Source organism: Desulfitobacterium dehalogenans ATCC 51507, assembly GCF_000243155.2.
GTDB classification, from domain to species: domain Bacteria; phylum Bacillota; class Desulfitobacteriia; order Desulfitobacteriales; family Desulfitobacteriaceae; genus Desulfitobacterium; species Desulfitobacterium dehalogenans.
The window spans coordinates 420,063-432,383 of sequence record NC_018017.1 but is presented as its reverse complement, the minus strand read 5'-3'; the positions used below and the strand labels follow the sequence as shown (position 1 = coordinate 432,383).

At 47.5% G+C, this 12,321-nt stretch carries 10 protein-coding genes, 2 tRNA genes and 1 other annotated feature; all 12 genes read right to left on the bottom strand.

The window, feature by feature from the left end; translation table 11 throughout:
* Positions 1–31: 31 nt before the first annotated feature.
* The 12 genes from rpoC to sigH all read right to left on the bottom strand — a co-directional run bounded on the left by rpoC (position 32) and on the right by sigH (position 12,122).
* On the bottom strand, positions 32–3,499 hold the full coding sequence (gene rpoC / locus DESDE_RS02030; protein WP_014792378.1) for a DNA-directed RNA polymerase subunit beta': 3,468 nt from the start codon (positions 3,497–3,499) through the stop codon (positions 32–34).
* A gap of 24 nt (positions 3,500–3,523) precedes the next feature.
* Entirely contained in the window at positions 3,524–6,871 is a 3,348-nt protein-coding gene (gene rpoB, locus DESDE_RS02025) for a DNA-directed RNA polymerase subunit beta (protein ID WP_041917183.1), read from the bottom strand.
* Positions 6,872–7,311: 440 nt separating this feature from the next.
* A complete protein-coding gene (gene rplL / locus DESDE_RS02020; RefSeq protein ID WP_014792376.1) occupies positions 7,312–7,689 on the bottom strand; it encodes a 50S ribosomal protein L7/L12 in 378 nt (125 codons plus the stop codon).
* A gap of 151 nt (positions 7,690–7,840) precedes the next feature.
* Positions 7,841–8,365, bottom strand: a complete 525-nt coding sequence (gene rplJ / locus DESDE_RS02015; RefSeq protein WP_014792375.1) for a 50S ribosomal protein L10 — start codon at positions 8,363–8,365, stop codon at positions 7,841–7,843.
* Between the two features lie 27 nt (positions 8,366–8,392).
* Positions 8,393–8,527: a sequence feature (ribosomal protein L10 leader region), on the bottom strand.
* Between the two features lie 65 nt (positions 8,528–8,592).
* Positions 8,593–9,285, bottom strand: coding sequence for a 50S ribosomal protein L1 (gene rplA, locus DESDE_RS02010; RefSeq protein ID WP_014792374.1), 693 nt, complete (start codon positions 9,283–9,285; stop codon positions 8,593–8,595).
* A gap of 48 nt (positions 9,286–9,333) precedes the next feature.
* Entirely contained in the window at positions 9,334–9,762 is a 429-nt protein-coding gene (gene rplK / locus DESDE_RS02005; protein WP_014792373.1) for a 50S ribosomal protein L11, read from the bottom strand.
* A 32-nt stretch (positions 9,763–9,794) separates the two neighbouring features.
* The gene (gene nusG / locus DESDE_RS02000; RefSeq protein ID WP_014792372.1) at positions 9,795–10,322 is read right to left on the bottom strand and encodes a transcription termination/antitermination protein NusG; all 528 of its coding nucleotides are present in this window, start codon (positions 10,320–10,322) and stop codon (positions 9,795–9,797) included.
* A gap of 73 nt (positions 10,323–10,395) precedes the next feature.
* Positions 10,396–10,614 carry a preprotein translocase subunit SecE gene (gene secE / locus DESDE_RS01995; RefSeq protein ID WP_014792371.1) on the bottom strand — a complete coding sequence of 73 codons (219 nt, stop codon included), beginning with the start codon at positions 10,612–10,614 and terminating at the stop codon, positions 10,396–10,398.
* A 110-nt stretch (positions 10,615–10,724) separates the two neighbouring features.
* Entirely contained in the window at positions 10,725–10,874 is a 150-nt protein-coding gene (rpmG, locus tag DESDE_RS01990; protein ID WP_005810204.1) for a 50S ribosomal protein L33, read from the bottom strand.
* A gap of 153 nt (positions 10,875–11,027) precedes the next feature.
* Positions 11,028–11,102: transfer RNA gene (locus DESDE_RS01985), tRNA-Met, on the bottom strand.
* Between the two features lie 102 nt (positions 11,103–11,204).
* Positions 11,205–11,288 (bottom strand) — tRNA-Tyr (locus DESDE_RS01980).
* A 180-nt stretch (positions 11,289–11,468) separates the two neighbouring features.
* A complete protein-coding gene (sigH, locus tag DESDE_RS01975) occupies positions 11,469–12,122 on the bottom strand; it encodes an RNA polymerase sporulation sigma factor SigH (protein ID WP_014792370.1) in 654 nt (217 codons plus the stop codon).
* Positions 12,123–12,321 lie beyond the last annotated feature (199 nt).

The window sequence follows — 12,321 nt, the reverse complement described above, 5'->3', positions numbered from 1 at the left end:
AACCGTTAAATCACACTATAGTATTTTATCATTACGAATTTACAGTGTCAAGATTTTCAACTTGTTCTTCATCAAGATTAATAACTTTTACATTCCGATAACGGGACATTCCCGTACCCGCCGGTATAAGTTTCCCGATGATGACGTTTTCCTTGAGCCCCAAGAGAGGATCCACTTTTCCTTTAATGGCTGCTTCCGTAAGAACACGGGTAGTTTCCTGGAAGGATGCCGCAGAAAGGAAGGAATCCGTTGCCAAGGAGGCTTTGGTGATTCCCAGAAGTACCGGGCGTGCTACCGCAGGTTCTCCACCCGCAGCAATGACTTTGGTATTCTCTTCTTCGAAATCAAAGACATCAATCAAACCGCCGGGCAAGAGGCTGGTATCTCCGGCTTCTTCCACTTTAACTTTACGAAGCATCTGACGAACCATAACTTCGATGTGTTTATCGTTAATATCCACACCCTGCAGACGGTAAACCCGTTGAACTTCGCCCAAAAGATAAACCTGGACGCCGCGGATTCCCTTAACCTTGAGCATATCATGAGGATTGATGCTCCCTTCGGTAAGTTCATCTCCGGCTTCAATCCGGTCACCTTCCCGAACCTTCAAACGGGAGCCATATGGGATAGTGTATGTCATACGCTCTTCATTGTCACCGGTGACATCCACTTCACGACGGCCTTTGACTTCGCGAATTGCGACGATACCGTCGTTTTCCGAGATGATGGCTTGACCTTTGGGTTTACGGGCTTCAAAAAGCTCTTCAACACGGGGCAAACCTTGGGTGATATCGTCCCCGGCTACACCGCCGGTATGGAAGGTACGCATAGTCAACTGAGTTCCCGGCTCACCGATGGATTGGGCAGCGATGATTCCGACGGCTTCTCCCATCTCCACATGATGACCTGTCGCCAGGTTGCGTCCGTAGCACTTACGGCATACCCCATAGCGGGTTTTACAGGTGAGTACGGAACGAATGGTGACTTTATCATAAACAGCGGCGATCTCCTGAGCTTGTTCCTCCGTAATCTCGTTATCGGCGGTAGCCAGGATTTCTCCTGTCTCAGGATGCTTTAGGTCTTCCAAGAGGAAGCGGCCCACGAGGCGTTCTTCCAGCTTCTCGATGACCTCCGGGCCATCCTTGACATCATCCACGGTAATTCCTTGGGTGGTGCCGCAGTCTTCGTCCCGGACGATGACATCTTGAGATACGTCTACAAGACGACGGGTGAGGTAACCGGAGTCAGCGGTCCGTAGAGCCGTATCGGCCAACCCTTTCCGTGCTCCATGGGAGGAGATGAAGTATTCCAAAACAGTGAGTCCCTCACGGAAATTGGCTTTAATGGGTAACTCAATGGTTCGTCCCGAAGGATCCGCCATAAGTCCCCGCATACCAGCCAGCTGACGGAGCTGTTGAATATTACCCCGAGCACCGGAGGTGGCCATCATGTATACCGGATTGAATTTATCCAAGGAATACATCAGGGCTTTGGTCACGGTGTCCGTAGCTTTCGTCCAGATATCGATTACCTTCTCATACCGTTCCTCATCGGTAATCAAACCACGACGGAATTGCTGCTCGGTTTTGTTGACCATACCATCGGCGTCAGCAAGAATCTTTTTCTTTTCTTCAGGTACTGTAATATCAGCAAGTCCAACGGTCATCCCGGCGCGGGTGGAGTATTTAAAACCTAAACTCTTGATTCCATCCAAAAGCTGGGCCGTTGCTTTATAGCCGCCGAGGCGATAGCATTTGGCCACCACATTATTAAGAACCTTCTTCCCAGCCACTTCGTTGATATACCCTACCTCCGGCGGGATAACTGAGTTAAAGATGAGACGGCCAATCGTGGTTTCCAAAAGTTCTCCGCTGGGCTGGCGAACTTTAATCATCGCTTGGAGGTTTGCCTGCTTGGTCTCATAGGCTAGAACCGCTTCATCTCGATTCTTAAAGATCTTACCTTCCCCAAGTGCTCCCGGACGTTCCATGGTCAGGTAGTAAGAACCTAAAACCATGTCCTGAGTGGGTGAAGCGACGGGACGACCGTCTTTTGGGTTCAGAATATTATGAGCGGAGAGCATCAAAAGTCTTGCTTCTGCCTGAGCTTCTGCGGAAAGTGGGACGTGAACAGCCATTTGGTCTCCGTCGAAGTCTGCATTGTAAGCAGTACAGACCAGCGGATGAATCTGCAGGGCACGTCCTTCAACCAAGATGGGTTCAAAGGCTTGAATTCCTAAGCGGTGAAGGGTTGGAGCACGGTTCAGAAGCACGGGATGCTCGGTGATCACTTCTTCAAGAACGTCCCAGACCTCGGAACGAACCCGTTCCACCATCCGCTTAGCGCTCTTGATATTATGGGCGTGGCCTTCTTTAACCAGCTTTTTCATGACGAAAGGTTTAAAGAGCTCCAAAGCCATTTCCTTAGGCAGTCCACATTGATGAAGCCTTAGATTCGGTCCCACCACGATAACGGAACGGCCGGAGTAGTCAACCCGTTTTCCCAGAAGGTTTTGGCGGAAGCGTCCTTGCTTTCCTTTGAGCATATCGCTTAGGGATTTCAAGGGACGATTGCCGGGGCCGGTAACGGGACGTCCCCGACGGCCATTATCGATCAGCGCATCCACAGCTTCTTGCAGCATCCGTTTTTCATTGCGAACAATGATATCCGGCGCCCCCAGATCCAAAAGACGCTTGAGACGGTTGTTTCTGTTGATTACCCGGCGGTAAAGGTCGTTGAGGTCGGAGGTGGCAAACCGTCCTCCATCCAGCTGTACCATGGGGCGGAGCTCCGGTGGAATGACGGGAACGACGTCCATAATCATCCAATCGGGACGGTTTCCTGATTCTTTGAAGGCTTCCACTACTTCCAGGCGGCGGATGGCCCGGATTTTCCTTTGGCCGGAGACCTCCTTCAGCTCAACCCGGAGTTCGTCATTAAGCTTATCCAGGTCCATTTCCTCAAGAAGAATCTTAATGGCTTCGGCACCCATGCTGGCTTTGAAGCGGTTTCCGTATTTATCACGGTATTCACGGTATTCGGTTTCCGTGAGAAGTTGTTTTTTCATTAAAGAGGTATCCCCAGCATCGGTAACAATGTAGGATACGAAATAGAGGACCTTTTCCAAGGAGCGGGGAGACATATCTAAAAGAAGTCCCATCCGGCTGGGAATACCCTTGAAGTACCAGATGTGGGAGACAGGAGCGGCCAGCTCAATATGGCCCATGCGCTCTCTACGCACCTTGGAACGGGTGACTTCTACACCGCAGCGGTCGCAGACAATCCCCTTATAGCGAACCCGCTTGTATTTGCCGCAATGACACTCCCAATCACGGGTTGGTCCAAAGATTTTTTCACAAAAGAGTCCTTCCCGCTCAGGCTTTAGGGTTCTATAGTTGATAGTTTCAGGCTTCCTAACTTCTCCATGAGACCACTCACGGATCATCGTCGGAGAAGCCAAACCAATACGCATCCGGTCAAAGTTGTTGACGTCTAGCACGGTTCTCTCTCCTTTCACCCGGGTCTATTCCATATCGTCTTCATCAAAGGTCATGGGTTCATCATCGATCACTTCTTCTTCCTCTTCGAAGAATTCCTCGTCCTCACCTTCAGCGGTTTCATGAGCCGCCGGAGCCGGGAGCTCTTCATGAAGATCGATGCCAAGCTCTTTCGCCGTCTCGGTCACATCCTCATCGATCTCGCGGATTTCGATCTCTTCATCGTTTTCGGAGAGAACACGAACATCAAGTCCTAAGCTTTGCAACTCTTTGATGAGAACCTTAAAGGATTCTGGAACTCCCGGTTCAGGGATATTTTCACCTTTAACGATAGCTTCATAAGTCTTAACCCGTCCGACCACGTCGTCGGACTTGACGGTAAGAATCTCCTGGAGAGTATAGGCTGCTCCATAAGCCTCCAGAGCCCAAACCTCCATCTCTCCGAAACGCTGACCGCCGAATTGAGCTTTACCGCCCAAGGGCTGCTGAGTAACCAAGCTGTAGGGTCCGGTAGACCGGGCATGAATCTTGTCATCCACTAGATGGTGGAGCTTCAGGAAGTACATATACCCGACGGTAATCTTATTGTCGAAGGGTTCCCCCGTCCGTCCATCGTAAAGTATGGTTTTGCCTGTCTCAGGAAGTCCGGCTTGTTTGAGGGTCGCAAAGACATCATCTTCCTGTGCTCCGTCAAAGACCGGTGTTGCCAAACGAAGCCCAAGGGCTTTCGCCGCCCAGCCCAAGTGAGTCTCCATAACCTGACCGATATTCATCCGGGAGGGAACACCCAGGGGGTTCAGGACAATTTCCACAGGAGTACCATCAGGCAGGAAGGGCATATCCTCCTGCTTCATGATGCGAGAGATAACCCCTTTGTTTCCGTGGCGTCCGGCCATTTTATCCCCCACGGAGATCTTCCGTTTCTGAGCGATATAGACCCGTACCAATTCGTTGACTCCAGGAGCCAGCTCATCTCCGTTTTCCCGGGTAAAGACCTTTACATCCACGATCTTACCAGCTTCTCCGTGAGGTACACGAAGGGAGGTATCCCGTACTTCACGAGCTTTTTCGCCGAAGATGGCTCTTAAGAGGCGCTCTTCTGCTGTAAGCTCCGTTTCACCTTTAGGGGTAACTTTTCCCACCAGGATATCCCCAGGGCGAACTTCCGCACCGATGCGGATAATTCCCCTCTCATCCAAATCCTTCAGCACATCTTCCCCTACGTTAGGAATATCCCGGGTGATTTCTTCCGGTCCCAGCTTGGTATCCCGGGCATCGGCTTCATACTCTTCAATATGGATGGAGGTATAGTAATCTTCTTTAACCAGCTTTTCGCTGATTAAGATAGCATCTTCGTAGTTATAACCTTCCCAGGTCATAAAAGCGATCAAAACGTTGCGGCCGAGAGCCAACTCACCATGATCTGTGGACGGACCATCGGCGATGATCTGACCCGCTTCGACTCGTTGGCCTTTCATGACGATAGGACGCTGATTGATGCAGGTTCCTTGGTTGGAGCGCAGGTACTTCAGGAGCTTATGCTTCTCTAAAGTTCCGCCATCATGGCGGATGATGATGTCGTCGGCTGTAGCCCGCTCCACGGTACCATCCTTAGTGGCTAAGACGCAGACCCCGGAGTCCTTAGCTGCCTTGTACTCCATCCCGGTTCCCACATAGGGGGCATCGGTACGCAAAAGGGGTACAGCTTGCCGCTGCATGTTAGCACCCATCAAGGCACGGTTGGCATCATCGTGCTCTAAGAAGGGAATTAAAGCCGTAGCGATGGAAACCATCTGCTTTGGAGAAACGTCCATATAATCAATTCGATCCGGTGCAACCAAAACGAAGTCCGGACCATGGCGCCCATCGATCTTTTCTTCAATAAAGCGCCCTTCATCTGTCAAGGGGGCATTAGCCTGAGCTACGACGAATTTCTCTTCTTCGTCAGCGGTCAGATAGTCGATCTGATCCGTAACCTGGCCGTTGATCACTTTGCGGTAGGGAGCTTCAATGAATCCGTAGGGATTAATCCGGCCATAGGTACTTAAAGAGCCGATCAAGCCGATGTTAGGTCCTTCAGGAGTTTCAATGGGGCACATGCGGCCATAGTGAGAGTGGTGAACGTCACGCACTTCGAAGCCGGCCCGTTCACGGCTTAATCCTCCAGGTCCCAAGGCACTGAGACGGCGTTTATGGGTCAGCTCAGCCAAAGGATTAGTCTGATCCATAAATTGGGATAGCTGACTGCTGCCGAAAAACTCTTTAATGGCCGCCACCACCGGACGGATATTAATCAGAACCTGTGGTGTGATGACATCCACATCTTGAATGGTCATCCGTTCACGGACCACCCGCTCCATACGGGATAAACCGATACGGAATTGGTTTTGCAGAAGTTCTCCTACGGAACGGAGGCGGCGATTGCCCAGATGGTCAATATCGTCCTTGTAGCCTTCTCCGCTCATGAGGGCCAGCATTTGCCGCAAGGAAGCCACGATATCTTCCTTAGTCAAATGATGAACATCGCTGGGAACATTCAGATTTAACTTTTTATTGAGTTTATAGCGACCAACCTTAGCCAGGTCATAACGCTTAGGATCAAAGAATAATGCTTCTAATAGAGAGCGTGCACTATCCACGGTGGGAGGCTCTCCCGGACGCAGACGTTTGTAGATCTCTACCAAAGCTTCCTCTGCAGATTCCGTATTATCCCGCTCCAAGGTAATCCGGATATGCTCGTTATCATCGAAAAGCTCGGCGATCTGCCCATTGGTAGCATAACCCAAAGCCCGAATCAACACGGTAGCCGGAAGTTTACGAGTTCTATCCACACGAACGAAAATATTATCATTAACATCCGTTTCAAACTCTAACCAAGCTCCACGGTTAGGGATAACCGTCGCTCCGAAGACCTTCTTTCCGCTGGGGTCGATGCTTTCGGAATAATAAACACCAGGAGAACGAACCAGCTGACTGACGATAACCCGTTCTGCTCCGTTAATAATGAAGGTTCCCTTAGTGGTCATCAAGGGAAAATCGCCCATGAAGACCTCCTGCTCCTTCACTTCCCCTGTCTCTTTATTAATGAGACGAACTTTAACTCGCAGAGGTGCCGCATACGTTACGTCGCGTTCCTTACACTCTTCCACATCGTATTTGGGCTCTCCTAAGCTATAGTCTATAAATTCCAATACGAGGTTGCCCGTGAAATCTTGAATCGGGGAAATATCTCTAAACATTTCCCTTAACCCTTCATCAAGAAACCACTGATAAGAGTTTTGCTGAATTTCGATTAGATTTGGCATGTCGAGAACTTCTCGAATTCTGGAATAGCTCCAGCGTTCCCGCGTCCCTACCTTAACAGGATAGAACATGTACGCTTCACCCCTCAAGTGTGATGTCCTCGCCCCGAGGATTGTATTATGACATAAACAGCCAAAAGCAAGGCCTCATTTGCAAAACCTCGCTTCGTTGTTTATGGAGATCCCTCTTTCATGATCGAATTAATCAAATGACAATCTCCCCATCGTCACCTTTAGTACTATCTGATAGAAAGTTTCTATCGATGTCCTAAGTTACTGTTTGGAATAGTCTGGATAATTCGTCCATTTTATGTACAGTAACAATTACTAAGGATACCAAGATTATCTTCTATTGTCAAGCAGAAATATTTCTTTTTTTGCAGTTTTATGTCCTTTATGAAAATTATTTTCAAATACTCCCTGTTGCTAAGTAGATTATATCAAAATTGTGTCCAAATAAAAAACCGTTTTCGCGCCGATAGGCTGAAAACGGTTTTCCAAATAGACTAAACTTATTTAACTTCGACAGTTGCACCAGCTTCAACGAGCTTAGCTTTGATAGCTTCTGCATCATCTTTGCTGACTTTTTCTTTAACAGGCTTTGGAGCGCCGTCAACCAGTTCTTTAGCTTCTTTCAAGCCAAGACCGGTGATTTCGCGAACAACTTTGATGACGTTGATTTTTCCAGCACCAGCGTTCATGAGGACAACATCGAATTCAGTTTGCTCTTCAGCAGCAGGAGCAGCGCCACCGGCAGCAGGAGCAGCAGCTACAGCTACAGGAGCAGCTGCGCTAACACCAAATTCTTCTTCGAAAGCTTTGACGAGCTCAGCAAGCTCAAGAACGGTTAAGCCTTTTACGGCTTCGAGAATTTCAGCAGTTTTAGACATTGAAATTTTCCTCCCTAATATCACTTTAAAATAATTTTTGTTTTTGAATCCATTATGGAAATCATTATAATTCAGCTACGACGCCTTTGGGACCATCCCCCGCATCATAACCCGAACATCATGGTGCGAACCTCGCGCCATCGACTCTCGATTAAGCTTGAGCTTCTTTAAGCTTACGCACTTCTTCCAAGGCATAACCCATTTTGCGGATCGGTCCTTGAAGCACGTTGGCCATGCCTGTGAGGGGTGCTTGCATTCCCCGCAGGACTTGAGCAAGGAGTACTTCGCGCGAAGGAAGTTCTGCAAGGGCTTTAACTCCCGCTGGATCAACCACTTTCCCTTCGACCACACCTGCTTTAATGGCAAAGGTCTTAGAGGTCTTAGAAAAATCGGATAATATTTTAGCTCCTGCAACCGGATCAGCACTGAAAGCGACGGCTGTAGGTCCTTCAAGAAAACCATCCAAACCTTCGATACCGACTTCATGAGCTGCACGACGAACCAAGGTATTTTTCAATACATGGTATTCGACACCGGCTTGACGCAGTTGGGCACGCAGTTGAGTTACTTGAGAAACGGTCAGGCCGCGATAATCAGCCAGTACGACCCCTGTGGAGTTTTGGAACTTTTCCTTAATCTCCGCAACCACTTGTGCTTTTTCTTCGATATTTGGCACTTAAGTCCACCTCCTTCCGAAATACCCACACTAGTAGAAAAACCTCCGCTTCGACTGCAGAGGTTAAGAAGGCCCAATATAACTTAAGGCTATCTTTCCAACCTCGGCAGGACATTAAGCTCTAAGAGCACCTGCTGTCTACAGTGGAAGGCTGTTCAATTCTAGTAGAGTATATCTTATCTATGCAAACCTGTCAAGAAATATTCCAGACACATTTTGGAATCCAATTAATTGGCTTTGACCGGGTTAATCCGCACTCCGGGTCCCATGGTCGAAGACACAGTGACGCTACGGATATACTGACCCTTAGCAGCAGCCGGCTTCGCTTTAACCAAGGTCTCAACAAGAACCTTATAGTTCTGATAGAGTTGTTCTTCGCTAAAGGATACCTTGCCGATTGGGGCATGAATGATACCGGCTTTGTCAGCACGATATTCAATCTTACCAGCTTTGATCTCTTTGACAGCTTTGGCTACATCAAAGGTAACTGTACCGGTCTTGGGGTTTGGCATAAGTCCCTTAGGACCGAGCACACGACCCAGTTTACCGACCATACCCATCATATCCGGTGTAGCTACAACCACATCGAAACCAAACCAACCTTGCTCGATTTTCGCAATCATATCTTCTGCGCCAACAAAATCTGCACCGGCAGCCTCAGCTTCTTTAGCTTTTTCGCCTTTAGCAAATACTAACACACTCCGGGTTTTACCGGTTCCGTTAGGAAGCACCAGGGCTCCACGGATTTGTTGGTCCGCATGACGGGTATCAATACCGAGCTTGAATGCTACTTCAACAGTTTCGTCAAACTTTGCCTTAGCGATCTTCTTAACGACTGCTAAAGCTTCCATAGGCTCATGAAGAGCTTCACGATCAAAAGCTTTAACTGCTTCTTGATAGTTTTTACCTACTTTGGCCATTCTTTAACCTCCTAGTGGTTCTTCGGGACGAGCCCTCCCACAAAAATCTTAACCTTCGACGATGGTGATTCCCATACTGCGTGCAGTACCTTCAACCATGCTCATAGCCGCTTCAATGCTTGCCGCATTGAGATCTTTCATCTTGGTTTCAGCAATCTCACGAACTTTAGCTTTGCTCACTTGAGCTACCTTTTTACGGTTAGGCTCTGAAGAACCTGAATTAATGTTCGCAGCTTTTTTCAACAAAACAGATGCCGGCGGAGTTTTGGTAATAAAGGTAAAGGAACGGTCCTCATAAACGGTAATTTCAACCGGAATAATCAATCCCGCTTGATCCTTTGTACGCTCGTTGTATTCTTTGCAGAAGGCCATAATGTTGACCCCGTGCTGACCAAGAGCTGGACCAACCGGAGGTGCCGGATTTGCTTTACCTGCGTTGATAGCTAATTTAACCAAACCAACGACTTTCTTTGCCATAGTTACACCTCCTTAATAGGGTAATTTACTGCTTAGTCGACTTTCTCGACCTGAGCAAAATCAAGTTCTACCGGAGTCTCCCGTCCAAACATGGACACAGAAACCCGCAGCTTCCCTTTATCTTCAAGGATTTCCCGAACAGAAGCGATGAAATCCTTAAAAGGACCTGATGTTACACGTACGTTTTGGCCCACGGTATAATCCACACGTGTGCGGACTTCTTCCACGCCCATTTGCTTTAAAATAGCTTGTACTTCATGATCCAGCAAAGGGATGGGCTTTGCCCCGGTGCCGACAAAACCTGTCACACCCGGAGTATTGCGCACCACATACCATGAATCGTCCGTCATATCCATTTCCACCAGAACATAGCCCGGGAAAACTTTACGCTTGGCGACCTTCTTCTTCCCATTTTTGATTTCAATCTCATCTTCCATGGGAACAAGAACACGGAAGATTTTATCTTCCATATTCATGGATTCTACGCGCTTTTCAAGATTGGTCTTCACCTTATTCTCATAACCGGAATAAGTGTGAATAACATACCAGTTCTTAGTCATATTTCGAACAGGAACCTCCAATACAAGGCCCCAAACTAACTTGCCGTACTTTCAGGGCAACCTGTTTGAGTACCTATCCGAGAATCTTGGTTATTAAAATACTTAATCCGCTGTCGACAATCCATAGCATGACAGATACAATAGCTACAGCGACGAGAACTACTCCTGTATAAGTCAAAAGCTGTTTGCGGTCCGGCCAGTGTACTTTTTTAAGTTCACTCCATACTCCCTTAAAGTACTCTGTCGACTTTTCTTTTGTAGGAGCATTCGTTTGCTTCTTAACTGCGCCCATCCAATCACATCCTTACAAGACTCTGAGCTACCATTACTGACAACGCAGCCCGGCGTACAGACTTTTTGGCAAATACGCAAAGAAATTTTGCCCAAACGCCAAGCTATGAATTACTTGGTTTCTTTGTGAGCTGTGTGGGACTTGCAAAACTTACAATACTTTTTAACTTCCAAACGATCTGGGTTATTTTTCTTATTTTTTATGGAAGCATAATTCCGGTTTTTACATTCGGTACAAGCTAAAGTAATGCCAACACGCATTCACGAACACCTCCCTGGGCACAACTAAAAATCCGCATTCAATCCATGCTCATAATACATTATCACATGTAATTTACCATGTCAAGAATTTGAAAAATTCAGTATGTAATATAGAAAAACCGCAAAGCTATTAGCCATGCGGTTTTTTGTCCTTGGTTGCGGGAGCCGGATTTGAACCGACGACCTTCGGGTTATGAGCCCGACGAGCTACCGCTGCTCCATCCCGCGACGTCAATCGAGATTCGAGGCACGAAGTTCACGATTCGAACTTCATTTCCTCTCAGATGGTTTCAATTTATTCCAGATCCACAGGATCCCGAATTTTGATAATGGTGGGCAGGAATGGATTCGAACCACCGTACCTTTCGGAACAGATTTACAGTCTGCCGCCTTTAACCACTCGGCCACCTACCCAAGTCACTCATTCATTATATACCAAAAGCTAAAAAAATACACCCTTTTTTATAAAAGAAATCTGCAGCTAATGGCTAGACCACAAAATGAAAAACCGACTTCATCAAGCCGGTAACATGATACTCTTTCTTTTTATTAACTTAATATCCTAGTCAAACACCGGTCATAGCAAAGCATAGCTTATCCATCACGACGTTCCAGGTAACGCTCAAGCTTTCTTTTTACTCTTTGGAGAGCATTGTCAATGGATTTCACATGCCTATGTAGGTCTACTGCAATCTCTTGATAGGATTTGCCTTCGAGGTAAGCCATCAGGACTTTCCACTCCAAGGAACTCAAGATCTCACCCATCTTTTCTTCGATATCATCGAATTCTTCCTGACTGATGATCAATTCCTCGGGGTCGGTTATTCTTGTTCCGGAGATCACATCCAGCAAGGTTCTATCCGAGTCTTCGTCATAGATAGGTTTATTTAAGGACACGTAGGAATTCAAAGGGATATGCTTTTGCCGGGTAGCTGTCTTAATGGCTGTAATAATCTGCCTTGTAATACACAGCTCAGCAAAGGCTCGGAACGAGGAGAGCTTATCACCACGGAAATCTCGAATCGCTTTGTAGAGCCCAATCATCCCTTCTTGGATAATATCTTCACGATCTGCTCCAATAAGGAAGTATGATCTTGCTTTTGCTCTGACAAAGTTCTTGTACTTATTAATTAAGTATTCCTGTGCTTCGGCATCACCGTTTTTGGCCAGCTCTACGACTTCTTCATCCACTATGACTTCATTCGTGTCGCACTCTTCCAACACTTCGAGTTGGGCGTTAAGTGTCAAAGCGATCCCTCCCGTATCATGGTGATGAAGATGTTGTAATGGATTATCGCTCTTGTCCGCAAGAACATACTCATTATACCTTGGAAAAAACGGAAGCGTCAAGGCGAAGTTTTAGAGGTTCTGTCGTCTCATGCACTCTACAAGCCGAGTTTGGGCTTTTGGACCCGGGTCTTCGCATTATAGGACCCGGTTACCCTAT

Bases quoted from the DNA above. Each gene is read 5' to 3' on its own strand.
- rplK (WP_014792373.1), bottom strand. From the start codon at position 9,762: ATGGCAAAGAAAGTCGTTGGTTTGGTTAAATTAGCTATCAACGCAGGT.
- secE (WP_014792371.1), bottom strand. From the start codon at position 10,614: ATGGGCGCAGTTAAGAAGCAAACGAATGCTCCTACAAAAGAAAAGTCG.
- rplA (WP_014792374.1), bottom strand. From the start codon at position 9,285: ATGGCCAAAGTAGGTAAAAACTATCAAGAAGCAGTTAAAGCTTTTGAT.
- rpoB (WP_041917183.1), bottom strand. From the start codon at position 6,871: ATGTTCTATCCTGTTAAGGTAGGGACGCGGGAACGCTGGAGCTATTCC.
- rpmG (WP_005810204.1), bottom strand. From the start codon at position 10,874: ATGCGTGTTGGCATTACTTTAGCTTGTACCGAATGTAAAAACCGGAAT.
- rplL (WP_014792376.1), bottom strand. From the start codon at position 7,689: ATGTCTAAAACTGCTGAAATTCTCGAAGCCGTAAAAGGCTTAACCGTT.
- nusG (WP_014792372.1), bottom strand. From the start codon at position 10,322: ATGACTAAGAACTGGTATGTTATTCACACTTATTCCGGTTATGAGAAT.